Here is a 22,823-nt window from a genome sequence, read left to right as displayed (position 1 = left end):
CCCAGACTAGCTTTGTCGGTATATCTCAGGGCGAATAACGCAAAGCCGTTCGTACGGGAGGTGACGGTGGTGACCGCCGGACTGCTGCTGGCCGCCGGAGCCGGCCGGCGTTACGGCCGGCCCAAGGCGCTCGTCGAGCTGGACGGCGAAACGCTGGTGCGGCGCGCGATCCGGCTGCTCGCCGACGGCGGCTGCGCACCCGTGCACGTGGTGCTCGGCGCGGGCGTCGACGAGGTGCCCGACCTGCCCGGCGCGGTGCGGGTCCGGCACGACCGCTGGGCCGACGGGCTGGGGTCGTCGCTGCTGCGGGGCCTGGCCTCGCTGCCGGCCGACGTGCCGGCCACCGTCGTGGTCCTCGTCGACCAGCCGCTGCTCAGCCCGGTCGCGGTGCGCCGGGTGCGCGCGGCGTACGACGACGGCGCGGTCGTCGCGGTCGCCACCTACGCCGGCCGCCCCGGGCACCCGATCCTGCTGGCCCGGCCGACCTGGCCGCTGCTGAGCGGGTACGCCGTCGGCGACCGGGGCGCCCGCGACCTGCTGCGCGAGCGGCCGGACCTGGTGGTCGAGGTGCCCTGCGACGACGTCGGCTCCCCGGTCGACGTGGACAGCGCGGCCGACCTGCGGCGACTGACGCGGCGGTCGGCGCCGGGGCCGGCCTGACACCGGGGACCGCCTCGACCGGTCAGCGACGGGTGAGCCAGCGGGGCAGCCCCGCGCTGGTGACCGCGTGATAGGCGATCATGACGATGACGCCGATCAGGCCCAGCACCGGGTTGACGAACCAGCCGAGCAGACCGCTGAGCCCGTACAGGATCAGGCCGGTGATCGGCCGCAGCCGCTGCGTCCGCACGTACTCGGGGGTGACCCGACGGTCCAGCAGCGCCGGGTGCCGGTGCAGGTAGCCGAAGAACACCAGCCAGGGGGCCGACATCAGGGCCGCGGCCAGGGCGTACAGGGCGACGGCGGCGCGCTGGTCGTCGGTGTTGCCGTGGGTGAACGCCGACGCCAGCACCGCCGTGGGGAAGGGAATGATCACCGCGCCGAACAGCACGGCGAGGTTGATCCAGCTCAACGCGAGGGTGGTGCCACGGATCAGCCGCAGCAGCGCGTGGTGGTTGAGCCAGAGCACCCCGATGTAGACGAACGACACCACGAAGGCCAGGTAGGAGGCGCCCTCACCGAGCAGGCCGGTGAGCAGTGCGCCCTCGTGGTATTCCGGCACCCGCAACTCGATGACCAGCAGCGTGATGACGATGGCGAAGACGCCGTCGCTGAAGGCCGTCATCCGGTCGGTCGGGGAGACCCGCCCCCGGGGACCGGGCTGCTCGATCTCGTCGGGTGCTGCGGACATTGCCGCAGGCTAGCCACTGGGCAACGCGGCCGGCGGCGGTTTCGGCCGATCGGTGGATGAACGGCCGCCCGGGGTCGCCATCCCGGGCGGCCGCTCACACCGCCCCCGTTCAGGCCACCGGCGTCGCCGTGCCGGTGGTGCGGGCGAGGCGCTGGTGGGCGCGGATCAGCTCGGCGTAGCGCAGACCGCTCGCCTTCACCGTCCGGCGCTGGGTGGCGTAGTCGACGTGCACCAACCCGAAGCGCTTGTCGTAGCCGTACGCCCACTCGAAGTTGTCCAGCAGCGACCAGACGAAGTAGCCGTCCAGCGGAACACCCCGGGCGACCGCCGACGCGCAGGCGGCCAGGTGCTGCTCCAGGTGGTCGGTGCGCTCCTTGTCCTCCACCGTGCCGTCCGGGGTGACCTCGTCCGGCCACGCCGAGCCGCTCTCGGTGACGATGATCCGGCCCGGCCGGTACTCCTCGTGCACGTCGACGAGCAGCCGCTCCAGGCCCGCCGGGTACATCTCCCAGGCCATCGCGGTTTCCACCGAGCCGGGCACCGGCACCTGCCGGGCGTACGGCGCGGCGCCCGTCGGATCGTCGACCACCAGCTGCCGGAAGTAGTAGTTCACCCCGAGGAAGTCCGTCGGCGTGGCGATCGTCGCCAGGTCGTCGCCGCGTACCGGCGGCTCGACGCCGTAGGTGGCGATCATGTCGGCGGGGTAGCCGCGCCCGTGGATCGGGTCCAACCACCACCTGTTGACGTGCCCGTCGGCCCGGCGGGCCGCCGCGACGTCCTCGGGCCGGTCGGTCGCCGCCTCGATCGGGCTGAGGTTGAGCACCAGACCGACCGACGCCGGCCGGGCCGCGTTGGCGCGGATCGCCTGGGTGGCCAGCCCGTGCCCGAGCAGCACGTGGTGCGAGGCGTGCACCGCGCGGGTCAGGTCCCGTTCGCCGGGGGCCATCGTCCCCTCCAGGTGCCCGATCCAGCACACGCAGAGCGGCTCGTTGACAGTGCACCAGTCGGCGACCCGGTCACCGAGGCGGGCGGCGACGACCGCCGCGTAGTCGGCGAACGCCTCGGCGGTGGCGCGCTGCGGCCAACCGCCCCGATCCTGGAGGACCTGCGGCAGATCCCAGTGGTAGAGGGTGACGAACGGGCGGATCCCGTCGGCGAGCAACGTGTCGACGAGCCGATCGTAGAAGTCCAGCCCGGCGGCGTTGACCCGCCCGACCCCGTCGGGCATGACCCGGGGCCAGGCCACCGAGAAACGGTACGCGTCCACGCCGAGGCGGCGCAGCAGCGCCAGGTCCTCCGGCCACCGGTGGTAGTGGTCGCACGCCACCGCGCCGGTGTCGCCGTTGTCGACGGTGCCGGGAGTCGCCGAGAAGGTGTCCCAGATGGACGGTGCCCGGCCGTCGACGTCGACGGCCCCCTCGATCTGGTACGCCGCCGTGGCGACACCCCAGAGGAAGTCGGGTGGCAGCTTGGACAGGTCGGGCACGGGTCGGTTCTCCTCTGGGGTTGGGTGGTTCACTTGACCGCGCCGGCGGTGAGACCGGCGACGAAGTACCGCTGCAGGGCCAGGAACCCGACGACGACCGGGATGCTGACCACCAGCGAGGCGGCCATGATCTGGTTCCAGTAGACGTTGAACTGCGTGGAGTAGCCCTGCAGGCCGACGGCCAGGGTGCGGCTGCCCTCGTCGGTCATCACCGAGGCGAAGAGCACCTCACCCCACGCTGTCATGAACGCGTACACGGTGACCGCGACGACGCCGGGCACGGCGGCCGGCAGGATGACCTGGAACAGGGTGCGCAGCGGGCCGGCGCCGTCGACCTGCGCCGCCTCGTCCAGACCCCGGGGGATCGAGTCGAAGTAGCCGACCAGCATCCAGATCGAGAACGGCAGCGAGAAGGTCAGGTACGTGATGACCAGGCCGGTACGGCTGGCGTACAGCTCGATGCCGGTGGCGTTGCCCAGGTTGACGTAGATGAGGAACAGCGGCAGCAGGAACAGGATGCCGGGAAACATCTGGGTGGACAGCACCGTCACCGAGAAGACACCCCGACCGCGGAACCGGTACCGGCTCACCGCGAACGCGGCGAAGATGGCCACCGCCACCGAGCAGATCGCCGCGATGCTCGACACCACCAGGCTGTTCACCAGGTACCGGGCCAGCGGCACGGTGCTCCACATGTCGATGAACGGTTGCACTGTGGGCCGGCTGGGCCACCAGGTGAAGCCGTTCTGTACGTCCTGCAACGGCTTCGCCGCCGAGGTGACCATCACGTAGAGCGGGACGAGGACGAAGAGGGCGAGGAAGGTCAGCACGATGCGCCGGCCCCAGCGCTCACCGGCGGTCTCACGCATGGTCGTCCCTCCGACGGTTGGTGATCAGCAGGTAGGCGGCCGAGACGACCAGCAGGAACAGCAGCAGCGCCACCGACATCGCCGACCCGGAGCCGAAGTCCCAGGTCTTGAAGGAGCTGCGGTAGATGTGGATGGAGATGAGGTCGGCCTGCTCGGGCGCGGAACCGCCGAAGAGCACGAACGGGGTGTTGAAGTCGTTGAAGGTCCACAGGAACAGCACCAGCAGCAGCACCAGGTTCACCGGCCGCAGCATCGGCAGGGTGACCGAGCGCAGCCGACGCCAGAAGCCCGCGCCGTCGATCGCGGCGGCCTCGTACAGCTCGCCGGGCACGTTCTGCAGCCCGGCCATCAGGCACAGGAACGCGAACGGCCAGTTGCGCCACACGGACACGACCAGCAGCGACCAGAAGCTGTTGTCGCCGATCAACCAGAACGGCCTGTCGTCGACCAGCCCGAGCTGGTCGACGAGCACGTGGTTGACCAGGCCGGTGTCGCGTTGCAGCAGGAAGCTCCAGGTGATGACGGCGGCGTAGACCGGCAGCGCGTACGGGGTGAGGAACAGCGCCCGCAGGATCGCCCGGCCCCGGAACGGCCGTTGCAGCACGACCGCCGCCGAGATGCCGAGCAGCCAGGCGAACCCGACCGAGAGCAGGCTGTAGGCCAGGGTGACCCAGAACGAGTGCAGCAGTTCCTTGCCGGCGGCGCTGTTCAGGTCGAGCGTCGCCCGGTAGTTCTCCAGCCCGACGAAGGGCGCGGTGGACCAGTCGCGGATGTGGAACTGGGTCAGCTCCAGCAGGCTCATCCAGACCCCGACCACCATCGGGATCACGTGGATGGCGAGTTCCAGCACGACGGCCGGTGCGAGCAGCAGGTACGGCAGGAGCGAGCGGCGCGGGCCGCGGGGCCGGCGGGCCGGCCCCCGGGCCGGCGAACCGGCCCGGGGTTCGCGCCGGTCGGCGTCCGGCGCGGTGGTGCTGGTTGCCATCGGGGTCCTCTCGGAGGCGGTGGCCGTGGCCGGGCTCAGCGCCCGACCACGGCCACCGGTGCCGCCTGGGTCAGCGCATCTTCTGCTGCGCGTCGGTCAGCTTGGCCTTCACCGATTCCTCGGTGACCGGCTTGCCGCTGGCCGCGTCGGCGAACAGCTCCTTCATCGCGGTGCCGACCAGGGTCTCGAAGGTGCTCTCGTCGGGCACCTGCGGCAGCGGGGCCGCGGTGGTGACCAGGGTCTCCTGGATGGTCTTCTGCTCGGTGGCGCTGAACGCCGGGTCGGAGGCGGCGGTCTTCACCGCCGGCAGCGAGCCGTACGTCTTGTTGAGGATCGTCTGCTCCTCGTCGCTGGTCATGAACTTCACGAAGCTCAGCGCGCCGTCCTTGTTCTTGGTGTGCTTGAAGACCGCCATGTTGATCCCGGCGACCATGCTGTTGACCTTCTTGCCGCCGGCCGGCGGGTTGGCCAGGAACGGCACCGGGGCCACCCCGTACGCGTCGGCGGGCATGTTCTGCGTCTTCAGGTTCGACCCGGCGGACTGCCACAGCAGCATGGCGGCCTTGCCGTTGGCGAAGTCGGAAACCGACTGGTTCTGCGCGTACTCGGCGTTGCTCGGGTTGGTGATCTTGTCAGCGGCCATGAAGTCGATGTACCGCTTGATGGCCGAGACGTTCTGCGGGGTGTCGAAGGTCGGCTTGCCGGCCGAGTCGAACCACTCGCCGCCGTACTGCTGGCTGAAGGTGAAGGCGTGGTGCGCGTTCTCCGACGGGTTGGCCCCTTCGATCGCCAGGCCCCACTTGCCGCCGGTGCTGAGCTTCTTGCCGTACTCGGCGAGCTGCTCCCAGGTGGTCGGCGGGGCGGTGATGCCGGCGTCGGCGAACGACTTCTTGTTGTAGTACAGGCTGTAGGCCATGGAGTAGAGCGGCACGGCGGCCGGCGGCTTGCCGGGGGCGCCGGCGGCGGCGAGCGCGGCGGGCACGATCCGGTCCTTGCCGCCGACGGCCTGCAGGGTGGCGTCGTCGAACTCGACGAGCGCGCCGGTGGCCTGCAACGACGCCGACCAGGTGTTGCCGATGTTGACCACGTCCGGGCCCTTGCCGGAGGCGGCGGCCGCGAGCAGCCGGTTGAGCAGGTCCGACCAGGGGACCACCTCGACGGTAACCTTGATGCCGGTCTGCTTCTCGAACTTGTCCAGCTCGGGCTGGAGGATGGTCTTGTCGGCCTCCAGGCTGGCGCCCTGGTTGCTGGCCCAGTAGGTGAGCGTCTTGGGCGACGCGGCGGAGTCGTCGCCGGAGCCACCGCAGGCGGTCAGCGAGGCGGCGGCCAGTACGGCGGCGGTGAAAATCCCGAGGTGTCGTCTCGACACGGGTCAGCCCTTCCGGTGCGTGGTGGGGGTCCGCTGGCCTTCGTCACCGATAGGGGTCGGGTGACGGGGGCCGGCTGCGGGCAGGGTTTCGGGGGTGCGCCGTCGGGTCCGTCGGCGTTTCCCGGGAGTTACATCACGGCTTAATTTATGTCGTCATTAAAGTTGCTGGTCGGTGGGTCGTCAAGCACGAGGCGGTTACAGTCGCCTCGAACGGCCGACGGGAACGAGGTGACGAGTGGAGCTGGCGCGTGCCACCAACCGCAGCGTGCGGCTGCGCAACCGGTCCGCCCTGCTGACCAAGCTCTTCCTGGACGGCCCGCTCACCCGGCAGGACCTGGTGCGCAGCACCGGGCTGAGCCAGCCCGCGGTCAGCAACGTGGTGGCCGACATGATCGACGAAGGGCTCGTCGCCGAGGCCGGGGCCGCCGAGTCCGACGGCGGCCGGCCCAGCATGCTGCTGCGGATCGAGCCCCGCTTCGCGTTCGTGGTCGGCGTGGACGTCGGCGAGACGCGGGTCCGGATGGAGCTGTTCGACTTCGCGATGACCCTGCTGGCCAGCGTCGAGTACCCGCTCGACCCGGCCCGCACCGAGCCCGACCTGGTGGCCGGGCACGTGCTGGCCGGCATCGACGCGCTGACCGGCCAGGCCGGGGTGACCCCCGGCGACGTGCTCGGCGTCGGCATCGGCGTCTCCGGCGTGGTCGAGCAGGGCGCCGAGGCCGTGGTGCACGCCCAGGCCCTCGGCTGGGACCGGGTGCCGCTGGAGCGCCTGATCGGCGCCGGCACCGATGTGCCGCTGCACATCGACAACGGCGCGAAGACCCTCGGCCAGGCCGAGATGTGGTTCGGTGCCGGTCGGGGCGCCCGGCACGCCGTCTTCGCGCTGGTCGGCTCCGGGGTGGGCGCGTCGGTGGTGACCAACGGCGTCACCTACCGGGGGGCGTCCAGCAGCGCGGGGGAGTGGGGGCACACCACCCTGGTGTACGGCGGCCGGGCCTGCCGGTGCGGCGCGCGCGGCTGCCTGGAGGCGTACGTGGGTGCGGAGGCGATCATCGACCGCTACCGCGAGGCGCGTCGGGGTCGCGCCGTTCCGGGCGAGGACGAGGAGTCCCAGCTCGCCGCGCTGGTCGCCGCCGCCGAGACGTCGGCCACCGCCCGACGGGTCCTCGATGACACCGCCGGTTACCTGGGCGCGGGCGTGGCCAACCTGATCAACCTGTTCAATCCGGAGCGGGTGGTGCTCGGCGGCTGGGCGGCGATGGCCCTCGGTGACCTGCTGCCGGCCGTCCGGGAGGCCGCCGGCCGGCAGGCGCTGCGCCAGCCGTACGAGCAGGCGTCGATCGAGCTGTGCCGGCTCGGGGTGGACGCCGTGGCGCTGGGTGCGGCCACCCTTCCGATCGCCCGCTTCCTCACCGAGGGCGGCGTCCGCCGAACCTGACCCCCGTAGCCGAGCCGCCGTCCCGCTCGGCGGGGTCGATGGCGGGCCGACGGTCGATGGCGGGGGAGAATTACACAAAACCCGGCTCTCGGGATAAATAACGAAGTTATAGATCGATGTCTTGACGCCGTCGCAATCTCGCCGCAACACTCCTACGAGAGCGCTCTCCTCCCCGGTGTCGCGTCGGCGGCGACACCATCCACGGCGCTACGGGCGCGCCCGATCCCCTCCGCGTGGCAACCCGTAACCCCCTATCGACAGGCGATGTCATGACATCTCGTGCTACATCCGTACGCCCGCGTCCCCGGGTCGTCCGGCACCTGCTGGTCGGGCTCACCGTGGCCCTGGTCGCGGCGCTCACCCCGACCGGCCCGACCACGCCCGCACAGGCCGCGCCCACCCTGCTGTCCCAGGGCCGCCCCGCCACCGCCTCGTCCACCGAGAACGCCGGCACCCCGGCCTCCGCCGCCGTCGACGGCAACACCGCCACCCGCTGGGCCAGCGCGTTCAGCGACCCGCAGTGGCTCCAGGTCGACCTGGGCGCCCGCGCCACCATCAGCCAGGTCAACCTGCTCTGGGAGGGCGCCTACGGCCGGGCCTTCCAACTCCAGACCTCCGACGACGGGGCCACCTGGACGACGATCTACTCCACCACCACCGGCACCGGCGGCACCCAGAACCTCGCCGTCACCGGCGCCGGCCGCTACGTGCGGATGAACGGCACCGCCCGGGGCACCGGCTACGGCTACTCGCTCTGGGAGTTCCAGGTGTATGGCGAGAGCGGCGGCAGCACCCCCACCTGCGGCAGCACCAACGTCGCACAGGGCAGCCCGGCGACCGCCTCGTCCACCCAGGACGCCGGCCTCGCCGCGTCCGCTGCGGTCGACGGCAACCCGGGCACCCGCTGGGCCAGCGCCGCCAGCGACCCGCAGTGGCTGCGCGTCGACCTCGGCAGCACCCGCACCATCTGCCGGGTGGTGCTCACCTGGGAGGCCGCGTACGCCCGGGCGTTCCAGCTCCAGACGTCGGCCGACGGGGCCACCTGGACCACCATCTACTCCACCACCACCGCCACCGGCGGCACGCAGTCGCTCACCGTCAGCGGCAGCGGCCGCTACCTGCGGATGTACGGCACCGCCCGGGGCACCGCCTACGGCTACTCGCTGTGGGAGCTGGCGGTGAACACCACCGGCGGCGGCACCACCGAGCCGCCGGTCGGCACGACCGACCCGTACAACCCCAACCTCGGCGCGAACACCTTCGTCTTCGAGCCGGGCACGCCGACGTCGACCATCCAGAGTCGCCTGAACACCCTCTTCACCCAGCAGGAGACCAACCAGTTCGGTCCGCAGCGCTACGCGGTGCTGTTCAAGCCCGGCACCTACACCGCCGACGTCAACCTCGGCTTCTTCACCCAGGTCGCCGGCCTCGGCCTGAGCCCCGACGACGTCAACCTCGACGGCCACGTCCGCGCCGAGGCGTTCTGGTTCGGCGGCAACGCCACCCAGAACTTCTGGCGGGCCGCCGAGAACCTCTCCGTCACCCTGCCCGCCGGGCAGACCGTCGAGCGGTGGGCGGTGTCGCAGGCCGCGCCGTACCGGCGGATGCACCTGCGTGGTGCGCAGAACCAGATCCAGCTCTGGAACGGCGGCGACGGCTGGTCCAGCGGCGGCCTGCTGGCCGACACCCGCATCGACGGCCTGGTCGTCTCCGGCTCACAGCAGCAGTGGTACTCCCGCAACAGCGAGTTCGGCAACGGCTGGACCGGCTCGGTGTGGAACATGGTCTTCCAGGGCGTCGTCGGCGCCCCGGCGCCGAGCTTCCCCAACCCGTCGCACACCGTCATCGGGCAGACCCCGCAGGTCCGGGAGAAGCCGTTCCTCTACGTCGACGCCACCGGCGAGTACCGGGTCTTCGTGCCCGCGCTGCGCACCAACTCCACCGGCACCAGCTGGTACAACAAGACCCCGGCCGGCTCGTCGATCTCGCTGTCGCAGTTCTTCGTGGTCCAGCCCGGTACCAGCGCCGCCACCATCAACGCGGCCCTCACCCAGGGCCGGCACCTGCTGTTCACCCCGGGCGTGCACCACGTCACCGAGCCGATCCAGGTCAACCGGGCCGACACAGTGATCCTCGGTCTCGGCCTGGCCACCATTCAGGCCGACAACGGCGCGGTGGGCATGCGGGTGGCCGATGTGGACGGAGTGAAGGTCGCCGGCATCATGTTCGAGGCCGGCACGACCAACTCGCCGGTGCTGATGGAGGTCGGGCCGGCCGGTTCGTCCGCGAGCCACGCCACGAACCCGACGTCGCTGCACGACGTGTTCTTCCGCATCGGCGGGCCGCACGTCGGCAAGGCCACCAACACGCTGACCGTCAACAGCGACAACGTGATCGGCGACCACATGTGGCTGTGGCGGGCCGACCACGCCGCCAGCGGCGTACCGACCGGGTGGACGCTGAACACCGCCGACACCGGGCTCACCGTCAACGGCGACGACGTCACCATGTACGGCCTCTTCGTCGAGCACTACCAGAAGTACCAGACCATCTGGAACGGCAACGGCGGGCGGACGTACTTCTACCAGAACGAGCTGCCGTACGACGTTCCGAACCAGGCGGCCTGGATGAACGGGTCGACCCGCGGCTACGCCGCGTACAAGGTCGCCGACTCGGTGACCAGTCACCAGGCGTGGGGGCTGGGCAGCTACAGCTACTTCAACGTCAACCCCGCGGTGGTCGAGGAACGGTCCTTCGAGGTGCCGACCAACCCGAACGTGCGCTTCACGAACATGGTCACCGTCTCGCTCGGTGGCGTCGGCACCATCAACCGTGTGATCAACAACGCCGGTGGCACCGCGAACGCGGCCAACCAGACGGTGTACCTGACCACCTACCCCTGACCCGGGCGTCCCGCGCCGGCCCGAACGTCTGACGGACGGGTCGGCCGGGTCGCACCGTGGGCCGAGGCCGGCCCGGTCCCGCCGAGACCGGGCCGGCCACGGTCGCGCCCGCCGCTCAGCCGGCCAGCACCTCGGCGGCCGCCCGTTCACCGGCGCGCACCGCGCCTTCCAGGTAGCCGGTCCAACGGGTCGCCGTCTCGGTACCCGCCCAGTGCACCCGGCCCACCGGTGCCCGCAGCCGCGGGCCGTACGCGCTCCAGGCGCCGGGGGTGAGCGCACCGCAGAAGCAGCCCCGCGTCCACTCCTGGGTCGTCCAGTCGTACTCGACGAGGTCGACGGGGTCCCCGGCGCGTGGCCCGACCACCGCGGCGAACGCGTCCAACAGGCACCGGCGACGCTGCTCGGGAGACATCTCGCGCAACACCGCGGCGTCCGAGGCGTAGCTGAACCCGGTCAACACCCCGATCGGCGAGGTCGGCGTGGAGTTGTCGACCGTCTCGGTGAGCGGACCGGTGGTGCTGGTGGACACCCCGGAGACACCGTCGGCGCGCCAGAACGGCTCCGGGTAGACGGCGTGTACCTTCAGCGCCGAACCCATCGGCATCCGCTGGGTCAACCCGTCGCGCTGCGCGGGCAGCGGCGGGGCGTACCAGATCCGGCCCGCCAGGGTCGGGGGCAGCGCGACCACCACGAAGTCGCCGTCCACGCGCCCGGTGTCGGTCCACGCCGTCACCCCGTCGACGCTCTGTTCGACGGCCCGCACCGGTGTGGCCAACGTCAGCACCCCCGGCGGCAGGGCGGCGGCCATCCGTTCGGCCAGCGCCGGTGGCCCGCCCACGATCCGGTCCTGCTGCGCGCCGCCCGCCATCCCCAGCAGCGGCCGGGTTCCGCCGCCGCTGCGCAGGTAGAACAGCAGGTGCAACAACGACACCTCGTCCGCGCCGGTGGCCAGCAGCCCGCCGGCGAGCACCCGCCCCAGGTAGTCGGCGGTGTCGTCGTCCCCGGCCGTGGCACGCAGCCAGCCGCCGAGGACCGTCCGGTCCCACTGCCCGGCCTCCGGCGCCTGCCAGGGCGCGGCCGGGTCCAGCCGGGCGGCGTACTCGTCGAGCAGGCCGAGAACCCGGGCGGCCTGCGCCGGCGGCTCGGTTCGGCGCTCGCCGGCCCAGAGCACCGTGGGCGCGCCGAACGCCGCCGACGCGAACGTGGTCAGCCCGTGCTCGGCGACCAGCGCGTACATCCGATCCTGCGTCGGGCCGATCCACTGCGCGCCCAGGTCGAGTTGGGTGACGTCGGGCAGCCAGCGGGTCAACACCCGACCGCCGACCCGGTCGCGGGCCTCCAGCAGTCGCACCTGGGCGCCGGCACGGGTGAGTGCCAGCGCGGCGGCGAGCCCGGAGAAACCGGCGCCGACCACGACCACCCGCAAGGCGTCAGCCACACCGGGGTCTACCCACAACTGTCGTCGCTATGACTGTCGGCTCCGGTCCCGGCACCGGCGGACGCGACCCCTGTCCTTCGTCCTTTGCTCTGCACCCACCGATGCGACACCCGGCCTGCGCCCCCGTCGCCTCCGCAGGTGCAGAGCAAAGGACGGTTCAAACGGGTCGGGTCGGGTGCCTGTCGCCTCCGTGGGTGCAGAGCAAAGGACGGGTCAACACCGGGCTGGGTCGGGCGCCGAGAATCTTCTGCCGACCTGTCGATTGGGACGGCGGCCGATCGTATGGAGGATGAGAGGTCGGCGAGCGGCCGGCCGCCCCGCGAGGAGGAACGATGACGTTGTACCTGCTCAGCCTTCACCAGCCCCAGGGCGAGCTGCCACCGGACCCGGAGTTCCTGGCCGGGGTGATGCGTCAGCTCGCCGGTTTCCGCGACGAGCTGGCGTCCACCGGGTCGTGGGTGTTCGGGCAGGGCCTGCACGGCCCGGAGACCGCCACCGTGCTGCGGGCCCGCGAGAGCGGCGAGGTGCTGGTCACCGACGGACCGTTCGTGGAGGGCAAGGAGTACCTGGGCGGCATCACCATCATCGACGTGCCGGACCTGGACGCCGCGCTGGACTGGGGTCGCCGCTACGCGCTGGCGACCACCCTGCCGATCGAGGTACGTCCCTTCCAGGGCGGGGCCGGCGACTGACCGTGTCCGACGTGGAGGCGGTGTTCCGCGCGGAGTACGGCCGCGCGGTCGCCGTCCTGGTCCGCCTCCTCGGCGACATCGACCTCGCCGAGGAGGCCGTCCAGGAGGCCTTCGTCATCGCGGTGCGGCGGTGGCCGCGAAGCGGCCCACCACCCAGCCCGGCCGGTTGGATCATCACCACCGCCCGCAACCGGGCCATCGACCGGCGTCGTCGGGAGGCGTCCCGGGCGCACCGGCACGCCGAGGCGGCCCTGCTGTTCGCCGCCGACCCACCCGTCGAGGAGGGACCTGTGCGCGACGACCAGCTCCGGCTGATCTTCACCTGCTGCCATCCGGCGCTCGCCCCGAACGCTCGGGTCGCGCTCACCCTGCGACTGCTCGGCGGCCTGAGCACCGCCGAGATCGCCCGCGCCTTCCTCGTGCCGGAGCCGACGATGGCGCAGCGGCTGGTCCGCGCCAAGTCGAAGATCCGCAACGCGGGGATCCCGTACCGGGTGCCCCGCGACGCCGACCTACCCGACCGGCTGCACGGCGTCCTCGCGGTGCTCTACCTGATCTTCAACGAGGGGTACACGGCCAGTGCCGGCCCGCACCTGGTCCGCGTCGAGCTGTGCGCCGAGGCGATCCGGCTGGCCCGGTTGCTGGTCGCGCTGATGCCCGACGAGCCGGAGGCGATCGGCCTGCTCGCCCTGATGCTGCTCACCGAGTCCCGCCGTGCCGCGCGGACCACCGCCACCGGCGACCTGGTGCCGCTGCCCCGTCAGGACCGCGGCCGGTGGGACGCCGGGCTGATCGCCGAGGGGCAGGCGCTGGTCCGCCGCTGCCTGCGCCGCGACCGGCCCGGGCCGTACCAGATCCAGGCCGCGATCGCCGCCGTGCACAGCGTCGCGGGGCGCGCCGCCGACACCGACTGGGCGCAGATCCTTGCGCTGTACGACCAGCTGGCGGTCATCGCCCCCAGCCCGGTGGTGGCGCTGAACCGGGCTGTCGCGCTCGCCGAGGTGGCCGGTGCGGCGGTGGCGCTGGCCGAGGTGGACCGCCTCGATCTTCTCGGCTTCCACGTCTACCACGTGGTCCGCGCCGACCTGCTGGCTCGCCTCGGCCGGGACGGGGAGGCCGTCGAGGCGTACCGGACAGCCGTCGCCCTGACGGACAACGCGGCGGAACGGGCCTTTCTCACCGCCCGCGCGACGGCCCTGGCGACGCCCTGACGGGGCGTTTGCCGTAGAGGTGGTCGGGAACCCCGACGCACCGGCCGGCCGCAGCAGGGGATGGGGAGGGGTCATGGCCTACCGTCCGACCGCCGTCGACACCGCGCCCGACCTGTCCACCCTCACGCTCGGCGTGGAGGAGGAGTACCTGCTGCTCGACCCGGACAGCGGCCGGAACCTGCCGGTCGCCGACCAGGTGCTCGCCGCGCTGCGCGGCACCGCCCGCAACCAGAGCCGCCAGGAGTTCCGGCACAGCATGGTGGAGATGGTCACCCCGGTCTGCGCCGACCTCACCGAGCTGCGCGCGCACCTGGTGGCGCTGCGCCGCTCCGCCGCCGAGGCCGCCACGGCGGCTGGGGCCCGTCTGGTGGCGGTCGGCGCCACCCCGGTGGCCGAACCGCACCGGACCGTCCCCGACGAACCGCGCTACCACGCGATGTCCCGCCGGTACGGGCCGGTGGCGCACGACCCGGCGGTGTGCGGCTGCCACGTTCACGTCGGGCTGCCCGACCGGGAACTGGCCGTGCAGGTCTGCAACCACCTGCGGGTGTGGCTGCCGGTGGTGCAGGCGATCACCGCCAACTCCCCGCTGCACGACGGTTACGACACCGGGCACGCCAGTTGGCGCTCCATGCAGTTGGAGCGGTGGCCCAGCATCGGCCCGACGCCGTACTTCGACTCCGCCGCCGACTACGACCGCACCGTCGACGAGCTGATCGCCGCCGGCATCATGCTCGACGCGGCGATGGTCTACTGGTACGCCCGGCCGTCGTCGGCGTACCCCACGGTGGAGGTGCGGGTCGGCGACGTCTGCACCGAGGTGGACGATGCGGTGCTGGTCGCCGCGCTGGTCCGGTCCCTGGTGGCCACCCTCGCCGACGACGTCCGCGCCGGGGTCGACGCCCCGAACGTCCGGGACTGCCTGGTCGCCGCAGCGCACTGGCGAGCCGCTCACGACGGCCTCGACGGCGAGCTGATCGACCTGCGGGCCGGCGGCACCCGCCCGGCCTGGGCGCTCGTCGACGAACTGATGGCGGTGATCGCCCCGGCCCTGCTGCGCCACGGCGACCTGGGGTACGTGTTGGCGCAGCTCGCCCGGCTTCGCCGCGACGGCACCGGCGCGACCCGGCAGCGGCAGGTGCTGGAGCGGGACGGGGACCTGGGTGCGGTCCTCGACGACCTGATCGCCCGCACGGCGGCGGTGTGACCGGGCGCGCTTCAGTTGATGTCGTGCGTCTGGAGCCACAGCTCCAGCAGGCCGAGCTGCCACAGCTTGTTGCTGCCGGCCGCCGCCTGCGCCCGGTCCGGCTCGGCGAGCAGATGCGCCACGTACTCCGGGCGGAACAGTCCCCGCTCGCGGGCGACCGGAGCCTGCAACGCCTCGGCGACCATCTCGCGCACCGGGCCGTCCACGTTGCGCAGCGCCGGCACCGGAAAGTAGCCCTTGGGCCGGTCGATCACCTCGGCGGGCAGCACCTCCCGGGCCACAGCCTTGAGCACGCCCTTGCCGCCCTGGGCGACCTTGTGCTCCGGTGGGCAGTGCGCGGCCAGGGTGACCAGGTCCTGGTCGAGGAAGGGCGTCCGCACCTCAAGGCCCCACGCCATGCTCATGCTGTCCACCCGCTTGACCGGGTCGTCGGGGAGCATCAGGTGGGTGTCCAGGCGCAGCACGGCATCCAGCGCGGTCTGCGCCCCGGGTGCGTCGAGGTGCCCGGTGAGCAGGTCCCGGCTGGCGTCCCGCTCCAGCGCGTACGCCGGGCCGACGATGCGGCGTAGCTCGTCGTGGTCGCGGTCGAAGAACGCGGCGGCGAACGTCTCGGCGGCGCCGTGCCGGGGCGCGTCGACCAGTGGCTGGTGGTAGCCGTAGCCGGCGAACACCTCGTCGGCCCCCTGCCCCGACTGGGCCACCTTCACGTGGTGCGCCACCTGTTCGGAGAGCAGGTGGAAGGCGACCACGTCGTGGCTGCCCATCGGCTCGGTCATCGCCTGCACGGCCCGTCGGACGGCGGGCACCAGGTCGCCGTCGGCCAGTCGGATCCGGTGGTGGTCGGTGTCGAACGCGCGGGCCACCAGGTCCGAGTAGTGGAACTCGTCGCCGGACTCGCCGCCGTGGCTGTCGAAGCCGATGCTGAAGGTGCGCAGGTTTCGTTGGCCGGCCTCGGCGAGCAGCGCCACGATGAGGCTGGAGTCCAGTCCGCCGGAGAGCAGCACCCCCACCGGCACGTCGGCGACCAGTCGTCGGCGTACCGCGGCGCGCAGCGCGTCGCCGATCGCGGTCCGCCAGTCGGCGGCGTCCATCCCCGCGTCGGCGGGTTCGCGCACGTAGTCGGGCCGCCAGTAGACCTCCTCGCGGCTGCGCCCGTCCGCCTCGATCACCCGCACTGTGGCCGGCGGCAGCTTGCGCACGCCGCGCAGCACGGTGCGCGGGGCGGGCACGATGGAGTGCCAGGACAGATAGTGATGCAGGGCCACCGGGTCGATGCCGGTGTCCACGTCGCCGGCGGCCAGCAGCGCGGGCAGGGTGGAGGCGAACCGGAGCCGCCCCGGCGTCTCGGCGAGGTAGAGCGGTTTGATGCCGAGCCGGTCGCGGGCCAGGATCAGCCGCCGCCGGGCCCGGTCGACCAGCCCGACCGCGAACATGCCGACCAGGTGGTCGACGAAACGTTCACCCCAGTGCGCGTACGCCACCAGGATGACCTCGGTGTCGCTGGTGGAGTGGAAGGCGTACCCGGCGTTCCGCAACTCCTCGCGCAACTCCGGGTAGTTGTAGATGCAGCCGTTGAAGACCAGCGCCAGGCCCAGATCGTCGCGGACCATCGGCTGCCCGCCGGCGTCGGACAGGTCGATGATGGTCAGCCGGCGGTGGCCGAGGGTCACCCAGCCGTCGGCGAACAGGCCCTCGTCGTCCGGGCCGCGTGAGCGCATCGCCTCGGTCATCCGGGTGACCGCCGCCGCGTCGGGCGAGTGGCCGTCGAATCGCGCCTCCCCGCTGATCCCGCACATCAGCCGGGACGGTGCTGGTCCAGGGCAGACATGGCCCCTCCTGTCAGGTCTCCCCGACTGGTGGTGGCGGGGCCCGGTGGGAACGGGGCCGCTGGCTACCCGCACGTCGGGCGGGCAAACCCGCAGGTGATCCTGCGTGTGCGGCTCAGTCGAGCAGGGTGCGCAGGATGCGGGCCAGTTCGCCGCGGTCGGTGTCGTCGAGGTGGCCGAAGAAGCGGTCGGCCTCGGCCCGGCGCGCGGCCCGGATGGCGGTGCTGACCCGGTCGCCCTCCTCGGTGAGCGCGACCAGGGTCGCCCGGCGGTCGGCCGGGTCGGGCCGACGCTCGACCAGGCCACGGGCCTGTAGGTCGTCGACGACCTCGGTCGCCGAGCGGGGCGCGATGCGCAGGTGCTCGGCGAGGGTGCCGGGGCGCACCTCGCCGTGCCGGGTCAGCACGCGCAGCGCCCGGGACTGGCTGGGGGTGATGTCCCAGGGTGCCAGCGAGTCCCGGGCCTGCCGGCGCAGCCGGGACGCCACCGCCCAGAACGTCTCCGCCAGGCTCTCGTCGTCGGCGCTGTCGGCGGTGTGCTCGGTCACCGGAATACGGTAGCAGGAGATGTGGTTGCTACCTCATGATGAGGTAACCTCAGCAATATCGCCGACGAAAGGCAGTGCCCCTTGGAACCCACCCCGATGGGCCGCGACCGCGGCCACCGCACCGTCAGCGCCGAAGAGAAGACGCAGGCCCGTCAGGTCTCCCTGCGCCGCATCGGCCGCCTGTTCACCCCCCACCGGCCCGCGCTGGCCGCCGTCACCGCGATCATCGTGGCCTCCTCGATCATCGCGATGGCCTCCCCGTTCCTGCTCCGCGCGGTGATCGACCGGGCCCTGCCGCAGAGCGACGTGACCCTGCTGGTCTGGCTGGTCCTCGGCATGGTCGCCGTCGCGGCGGTCACCTCCGCCCTCGGTGTCGTGCAGACGTGGATCTCCACCCAGGTCGGCCAGCGGGTCATGCACCGGCTGCGCACCGACGTCTTCAGTCACCTCCAGCGCCAGTCGCTCGGCTTCTTCACCCGCACCCGCACCGGCGAGGTGCAGTCCCGCATCACCAACGACATCGGCGGCATGCAGTCGGTGGTCACCTCCACCGCCACCGCCGTCGCGGCCAACCTCACCACGGTGGTCGCCACCGCCGTCGCCATGGTCGCGCTCTCCTGGCAGCTCTCCCTGGTCTCGCTCGTGGTGCTGCCGCCGGCCATCTGGCTGACCCGTCGGGTCGCCCGGATGCGTCGCGAGATCACCGCCCAGCGGCAACGCGAACTCGCCGACCTCAACGTCACGGTCGAGGAAGGGCTCTCGGTCAGCGGGGTGCACCTGGCCAAGACCCTCGGCACCGGCCCCGCGCTGATCGACCGGTTCACCGCCTCGTCGCAGCGACTGGTCGACCTGGAGCTGCGCAGTGAGCTGGCCGGCCGCTGGCGGATGGCCTCGATGAGCATCATCTTCGCCGCCGTACCGGCGGTCATCTACCTCGCCGCCGGGCTTCCCGGCACCGCCGGGACGCTGAGCATCGGCACGCTGGTCGCCTTCACGGCCCTGCAGGGCGGCCTGTTCCGCCCGCTGATGGGCCTGCTCAACGTGGGCGTCTCGCTCACCGCGTCGCTGGCGTTGTTCGCCCGGATCTTCGAATACCTGGACCTGCCGGTCGACGTGGCCGACCCCGCCGACCCGGTCCGCCTCGACCCGGCCCGGGTGCGCGGTCACCTGCGCCTGGAGGATGTCACCTTCGGCTACCCGGGCAGCGACACCGCCGCCCTCGCCGGGATCACAGTGGACGTGCCCGCCGGCACCAGCCTCGCCCTGGTCGGCGAGACCGGCTCCGGCAAGAGCACCCTCGCCGGGCTGGTCAGCCGGCTGCACGACCCGACCGCCGGCCGGATCACCGTCGACGGCGTCGACCTGCGCGACCTGCGCCTGGCCGATCTGGCCGCGATCGTCGGCGTGGTCAGCCAGGAGACGTACCTGCTGCACACCACGGTGCGGGAGAACCTGCGCTACGCCCGCCCGGACGCCACCGACGCCCAGCTCGAGGACGCGGCCCGCGCCGCCCAGATCCACGACCTGATCGCCGGGCTGCCCGACGGGTACGACACCATGGTCGGCTCGCGCGGGCACCGGTTCTCCGGCGGTGAGAAGCAGCGCCTGGCCATCGCCCGCACGCTGCTGCGTGACCCGCGCATCCTGGTCCTCGACGAGGCCACCAGCGCATTGGACACCGAGACCGAACGCGCCGTGCAGCGGGCCTTCGACGTGCTCGCCCAGGGCCGCACCACGATCACCATCGCGCACCGGCTCTCCACGATCCGCGACGCCGACCAGATCGCGGTGCTCGACCACGGTCGGATCGTCGAGGCCGGCACCCACGACAGCCTGCTGAACCGCAACGGCCGCTACGCCACGCTGGCGGCCTGACCCCTGCCGGCCTGACCCCGGCTCACAACCGTCTCAAAATGCTCTTGGAACTGTCTCGTTATGGCGCGGTCAGGTGGCGGTAGACGGTGGCCCGTGAGACACCCAGCGCGGTGGCGATGGCGTCCACCGAGTGGGTGCCCGCCTCGTGCATCCGCCGGGCCGCCTCGACCTGCTCGCGGCCCAGAGCCCGGGGTCGTCCGGGCCGCCGCCGGCTGCCACCGGGGGGCGCGGCCGGCAAGCCCCCGAGCACGGCTGCCGCGTCTGTCGGCGGCCCGTCCGTCGGGGTCGCGCCCGTCGAGGTCGCGCCTGTCAGCGCACCGTCCGTCGGGGTCGGCGTGACGAGCAGGCGGCGTACGCCGTCGAGCATGTCGGCGCGCAGCACCTCGTCCGACACGTCGGTGAAGAAGACGATCGGATCGCTGCACGCGGCGACCGCCTGTACCGCCCGGACCCGCTCCCGACGCCCGGCGTCCGGCCCCGCGATGAGGTCGTTGGCCCGCATCGCGATCACCATCAGCCGGTGGTACGTGTCGCCCCGGCCGACCAGCGCGATGTCGTGGAAGAGCATGCCGAGTGGCCGGCGATGGGCGAGCATGACGTCGACCCAGCCCTCCAGCACCGTCCACCGGGCCTGGTCGGTCGGCTGTCCCTGGGCGGCGTCGAGCAGCCTCTCCAGGTCGGCCAGCAGTGGCTCGATCAGGGCGGCGAGCAGATGCTCCTTGGCCGGGAAGTGGTACAGGATCGCGGTCTTGGTGAGCCGCAGCCGCTCGCCGATCTGACGCAGCGAGGTGCGCTGGTAGCCGTGTTCGGCGAACAGGTCGAGCGCGGCGCGCAGGATCCGGGTGCGGGTGTCGTCCGCGGGATCGGCGGTCATGCCGGCCAGCCTAGCGACGTCCTGACCGGTGGGCACGATCACCGTTGATTCGACTGACCAACGGTCAGTACAGTGGGGGCGGTCGACGAAGCAGCCAACAGCAGGAGGGGCCATGCCCGTCATCTCCATCGGCAACCTGGTCAAGACGTTCGGCGCCATCCGGGCCCTCGACGGGCTGGACCTGCACGTCGAGCAGGGGGAGGTGCACGGCTTCCTCGGCCCCAACGGCTCGGGAAAGTCCACCACCATCCGCATCCTGCTCGGGCTGCTCCGCCGCGACTCCGGCGACGCCCAGGTGCTCGGCGCCGACCCGTGGCGCGACGCGGTCCGCCTGCACCGCCGGCTGGCGTACGTGCCGGGAGACGTCAGCCTCTGGCCCAACCTCACCGGCGGGGAAGCCATCGACCTGCTCGGTCAGCTACGCGGCGGCCTCGACCGGCGCCGCCGCGACGAGCTGCTGCACCGCTTCGACCTGGACCCGACCCGCCGCTGCCGCACCTACTCCAAGGGCAACCGGCAGAAGGTCGCCATCGTCGCCGCCTTCTCCTCCCCGGTGGAGCTGTACGTGCTCGACGAACCGACCTCCGGTCTCGACCCCCTGATGGAGGCGGTGTTCCAGGACGAGGTCCGGCGGGTCAAGCAGGCCGGCGCCACCGTGCTGCTCTCCAGTCACGTGCTCGCCGAGGTCGAGGCGCTCTGCGACCGGGTCAGCATCATCCGCGAGGGCCGCACCGTCGAATCCGGCACCCTCACCGAGCTGCGCCACCTCACCCGCACGGCGGTGACCGTCGAGACCGCCCGCCCGGTCACCGGCCTGGACGCGCTCCCCGGCGTGCACGACGTGCACGAGGTCGACGGCCGCACCCACCTGGAAGCGGAACCCGCCCACCTCGACGAACTGCTCGGGCACCTCATCGGCTTCGGCGTCCGCGCGCTGACCAGCACGCCACCCACCCTGGAGCAGCTCTTCCTGCGCCACTACGGCGACGCCTCCGCCGGTGCCGCGTCGACCGGTGCTGCCACGGCCGCTGGGTCCGCCGCCGGTGCCGTGGACGTCGACGCGCCGCAGGCCGGTGCCCGGTGAGCGCCCTCACCGGCACGACCCGGCTGGCCCGGCTCGTCCTGCGCCGCGACCGGATCCGGCTGGCCATCTGGATCCTCGGCACGCCTCTGCTCGGCTACGCCCTCGCCGGCAGCGTCGCCGGCATCTACCCGGACCAGGACACCCGGCTGGGCTACGCCACCACGTCGGCGTCCAGCCTGGTCGCCCGCGCCTTCAACGGCCCCATCCACGGCACCGACCTCGGTGCGGTGGTGGTCGCCGAGACGTACGTGACACTGGCCCTGATCGTCGCGCTGCTGAGCACCTTCGCGGTGACCCGGCACACCCGCCAGAACGAGGAGACCGGCCGCGCCGAACTCCTCGGCGCCAACGTCGTCGGCCGGTACGCGCCGCTGACCGCCGCGCTGCTCGTCATCGTCGCCGCGAACGCACTGGCCGCCGCGCTGCTCGCGGTCGCGCTGGTCGGTGCCGGTCTGCCGCTCGCCGGTTCCGTCGCGGCAGCGGCAGCGATCGGCGGCGTCGGGGTCGCCTTCACCGCGATCGCCGCGGTCACCGCCCAACTCTCCGTCACCGCGCGCGGCGCCAACGCGCTCGCCGCCGCCACCGTCGGGCTCTCCTTCGTGCTGCGCGCCGCCGGCGACGTGCTCGGCGAGCAGAGCGCCGACGGCACCCGGGTCCGCAGCGCCTGGCCGTCGTGGATCTCCCCGCTCGGCTGGGGCAACCAGGTCCGCGCCTTCGACGGCGAACGCTGGTGGGTGCTCGCCCTGACCGTCGCGCTGCTGCTCGTCGGGGTGGCGCTGGCGTACGCCCTCGCCGAGCGACGCGACCAGGGCGCCGGGCTGATCGCCCCCCGACGCGGCCCGGCGACCGGCGCGCCACTGCTGCTCAGCCCCACCGGGCTGGCCTGGCGGACGCAGCGCGGCACCCTGCTCGGCTGGGCCGTCGGGGTGGCCGCGCTCGGCCTGCCCATGGGCGTCGCCGCCGACGAGTTCAACGACATGATCGACGCGAACCCGGCCGCCGCCGAAGCGATAAACGCGATGGGCGGCGGGGACGACCTCATCAAGGCGTACCTGACCGCGATGCTCGGCCTCTTCGCGCTGACCATCGGCGCGTACGTCGTGCAGGCCCTGCTGCGGGTCCGCGGCGACGAAGCCGACGGGGTGTTGGAGGCCGCCCTCGCCACGGCGGTCAGCCGCACCCGCTGGCTCGGCATCCAGGTCCTCGCCGCGACGCTCGGCGCGGTCGCCCTGCTGCTGCTCGCCGGCGTGACCACCGGCCTCGGCTACGGCATCGTCATCGGCGACCCGCTCGGGCAGGCCGTCGAGCTGGGCGGTGCCGCGCTGCTGCGCCTGCCCGCCCTGCTCGTGGTCGCCGGGGTGGTGACAGCGATCTTCGGGCTGCTGCCCCGCTGGTCCGTGGTGCTGTCCTGGACGGCGCTGCTGGTCTTCCTGCTCCTCGGGCAGCTCGGCGCGGTGCTGGAGCTGCCGCAGGCCGCGCTCAACGTCTCGCCGTACACCCATGTGCCGGCCGTGCCCGCTGTCCACCCGGCGGCGCTTCCCCTGGTGGTGCTGGCGGCGGTGGCCGCGCTGCTCCTCACGGCGGGCGCGGCCGCCTTCCGCTACCGCGACGTCCCGTCCTGACGTGTTGCCCGACCGCCGGGTGAGAGCGGCGGCCGCCGGGCGACGA

The 22,823-nt window shown here is 72.5% G+C and carries 18 protein-coding genes; 9 read left to right on the top strand and 9 right to left on the bottom strand.

The genetic code is table 11. From position 1 onward, the window contains the following. Positions 1–69: 69 nt before the first annotated feature. Positions 70–660: a nucleotidyltransferase family protein gene (locus QSK15_RS24095; protein WP_352232214.1), complete on the top strand. Its 591-nt coding sequence runs from the start codon at positions 70–72 to the stop codon at positions 658–660. Between the two features lie 22 nt (positions 661–682). Here QSK15_RS24095 and QSK15_RS24090 read toward each other — a convergent pair whose 3' ends face one another. The 5 genes from QSK15_RS24090 to QSK15_RS24070 form a co-directional block, all read right to left on the bottom strand. Beyond that, positions 683–1,351, bottom strand: coding sequence for a TMEM175 family protein (locus QSK15_RS24090; RefSeq protein ID WP_285796419.1), 669 nt, complete (start codon positions 1,349–1,351; stop codon positions 683–685). Between the two features lie 109 nt (positions 1,352–1,460). Beyond that, on the bottom strand, positions 1,461–2,837 hold the full coding sequence (locus tag QSK15_RS24085) for a GH1 family beta-glucosidase (RefSeq protein ID WP_285796418.1): 1,377 nt from the start codon (positions 2,835–2,837) through the stop codon (positions 1,461–1,463). A 29-nt stretch (positions 2,838–2,866) separates the two neighbouring features. Continuing rightward, on the bottom strand, positions 2,867–3,706 hold the full coding sequence (locus tag QSK15_RS24080; RefSeq protein ID WP_285796417.1) for a carbohydrate ABC transporter permease: 840 nt from the start codon (positions 3,704–3,706) through the stop codon (positions 2,867–2,869). Further along, on the bottom strand, positions 3,699–4,691 hold the full coding sequence (locus tag QSK15_RS24075) for a carbohydrate ABC transporter permease (RefSeq protein WP_285796416.1): 993 nt from the start codon (positions 4,689–4,691) through the stop codon (positions 3,699–3,701). Before QSK15_RS24075 ends, QSK15_RS24080 begins: the two co-directional genes overlap by 8 nt. A gap of 70 nt (positions 4,692–4,761) precedes the next feature. Further along, positions 4,762–6,060, bottom strand: coding sequence for an ABC transporter substrate-binding protein (locus QSK15_RS24070; protein ID WP_210866045.1), 1,299 nt, complete (start codon positions 6,058–6,060; stop codon positions 4,762–4,764). A 235-nt stretch (positions 6,061–6,295) separates the two neighbouring features. Here QSK15_RS24070 and QSK15_RS24065 point away from each other — a divergent pair, with 235 nt between their 5' ends. Both QSK15_RS24065 and QSK15_RS24060 read left to right on the top strand, forming a co-directional pair. Then, complete coding sequence (locus QSK15_RS24065; protein WP_285796415.1) at positions 6,296–7,498, top strand: ROK family transcriptional regulator; 1,203 nt, start codon at positions 6,296–6,298, stop codon at positions 7,496–7,498. Between the two features lie 269 nt (positions 7,499–7,767). Next, entirely contained in the window at positions 7,768–10,401 is a 2,634-nt protein-coding gene (locus QSK15_RS24060; protein WP_285796414.1) for a discoidin domain-containing protein, read from the top strand. Positions 10,402–10,516: 115 nt separating this feature from the next. On the opposite strand, the gene QSK15_RS24055 is transcribed toward QSK15_RS24060, so the two are convergent. Beyond that, entirely contained in the window at positions 10,517–11,839 is a 1,323-nt protein-coding gene (locus tag QSK15_RS24055) for a flavin monoamine oxidase family protein (RefSeq protein WP_285796413.1), read from the bottom strand. A 332-nt stretch (positions 11,840–12,171) separates the two neighbouring features. Between QSK15_RS24055 and QSK15_RS24050 the strand changes: the two genes are divergently transcribed. From QSK15_RS24050 to QSK15_RS24040, 3 genes are all read left to right on the top strand, one after another. Continuing rightward, on the top strand, positions 12,172–12,531 hold the full coding sequence (locus tag QSK15_RS24050; RefSeq protein WP_285796412.1) for a YciI family protein: 360 nt from the start codon (positions 12,172–12,174) through the stop codon (positions 12,529–12,531). Between the two features lie 2 nt (positions 12,532–12,533). Further along, positions 12,534–13,742: an RNA polymerase sigma factor gene (locus QSK15_RS24045; protein ID WP_285796411.1), complete on the top strand. Its 1,209-nt coding sequence runs from the start codon at positions 12,534–12,536 to the stop codon at positions 13,740–13,742. A 73-nt stretch (positions 13,743–13,815) separates the two neighbouring features. After that, entirely contained in the window at positions 13,816–14,949 is a 1,134-nt protein-coding gene (locus QSK15_RS24040) for a carboxylate-amine ligase (protein ID WP_285796410.1), read from the top strand. Between the two features lie 11 nt (positions 14,950–14,960). On the opposite strand, the gene QSK15_RS24035 is transcribed toward QSK15_RS24040, so the two are convergent. Then, a complete protein-coding gene (locus QSK15_RS24035) occupies positions 14,961–16,745 on the bottom strand; it encodes an N-acetylglutaminylglutamine amidotransferase (RefSeq protein WP_285796409.1) in 1,785 nt (594 codons plus the stop codon). A gap of 145 nt (positions 16,746–16,890) precedes the next feature. Continuing rightward, a complete protein-coding gene (locus QSK15_RS24030; protein WP_285796408.1) occupies positions 16,891–17,322 on the bottom strand; it encodes a MarR family winged helix-turn-helix transcriptional regulator in 432 nt (143 codons plus the stop codon). A gap of 96 nt (positions 17,323–17,418) precedes the next feature. Here QSK15_RS24030 and QSK15_RS24025 point away from each other — a divergent pair, with 96 nt between their 5' ends. After that, the gene (locus QSK15_RS24025; RefSeq protein ID WP_285796713.1) at positions 17,419–19,197 is read left to right on the top strand and encodes an ABC transporter ATP-binding protein; all 1,779 of its coding nucleotides are present in this window, start codon (positions 17,419–17,421) and stop codon (positions 19,195–19,197) included. A gap of 58 nt (positions 19,198–19,255) precedes the next feature. On the opposite strand, the gene QSK15_RS24020 is transcribed toward QSK15_RS24025, so the two are convergent. Further along, positions 19,256–20,071 (bottom strand): TetR family transcriptional regulator, encoded by an 816-nt coding sequence (locus QSK15_RS24020; protein ID WP_285796407.1) that lies wholly within the window; start codon positions 20,069–20,071, stop codon positions 19,256–19,258. Between the two features lie 112 nt (positions 20,072–20,183). Between QSK15_RS24020 and QSK15_RS24015 the strand changes: the two genes are divergently transcribed. Both QSK15_RS24015 and QSK15_RS24010 read left to right on the top strand, forming a co-directional pair. After that, positions 20,184–21,155: an ABC transporter ATP-binding protein gene (locus tag QSK15_RS24015; RefSeq protein ID WP_285796406.1), complete on the top strand. Its 972-nt coding sequence runs from the start codon at positions 20,184–20,186 to the stop codon at positions 21,153–21,155. Beyond that, on the top strand, positions 21,152–22,777 hold the full coding sequence (locus QSK15_RS24010) for an ABC transporter permease (protein ID WP_285796405.1): 1,626 nt from the start codon (positions 21,152–21,154) through the stop codon (positions 22,775–22,777). Before QSK15_RS24015 ends, QSK15_RS24010 begins: the two co-directional genes overlap by 4 nt. Positions 22,778–22,823: the final 46 nt, after the last annotated feature.

This window comes from Micromonospora sp. NBRC 107095 (assembly GCF_030269705.1).
GTDB classification, from domain to species: domain Bacteria; phylum Actinomycetota; class Actinomycetes; order Mycobacteriales; family Micromonosporaceae; genus Micromonospora; species Micromonospora parva.
This window is presented reverse-complemented; position numbering and strand designations above follow the sequence as displayed.

Coding starts and splice junctions, on each gene's coding strand:
- QSK15_RS24060 (WP_285796414.1), top strand. CDS start 7,768: ATGACATCTCGTGCTACATCCGTACGCCCGCGTCCCCGGGTCGTCCGG.
- QSK15_RS24075 (WP_285796416.1), bottom strand. CDS start 4,691: ATGGCAACCAGCACCACCGCGCCGGACGCCGACCGGCGCGAACCCCGG.
- QSK15_RS24025 (WP_285796713.1), top strand. CDS start 17,419: ATGGGCCGCGACCGCGGCCACCGCACCGTCAGCGCCGAAGAGAAGACG.
- QSK15_RS24090 (WP_285796419.1), bottom strand. CDS start 1,351: ATGTCCGCAGCACCCGACGAGATCGAGCAGCCCGGTCCCCGGGGGCGG.
- QSK15_RS24020 (WP_285796407.1), bottom strand. CDS start 20,071: ATGACCGCCGATCCCGCGGACGACACCCGCACCCGGATCCTGCGCGCC.
- QSK15_RS24035 (WP_285796409.1), bottom strand. CDS start 16,745: ATGTGCGGGATCAGCGGGGAGGCGCGATTCGACGGCCACTCGCCCGAC.
- QSK15_RS24015 (WP_285796406.1), top strand. CDS start 20,184: ATGCCCGTCATCTCCATCGGCAACCTGGTCAAGACGTTCGGCGCCATC.
- QSK15_RS24050 (WP_285796412.1), top strand. CDS start 12,172: ATGACGTTGTACCTGCTCAGCCTTCACCAGCCCCAGGGCGAGCTGCCA.
- QSK15_RS24080 (WP_285796417.1), bottom strand. CDS start 3,706: ATGCGTGAGACCGCCGGTGAGCGCTGGGGCCGGCGCATCGTGCTGACC.
- QSK15_RS24040 (WP_285796410.1), top strand. CDS start 13,816: ATGGCCTACCGTCCGACCGCCGTCGACACCGCGCCCGACCTGTCCACC.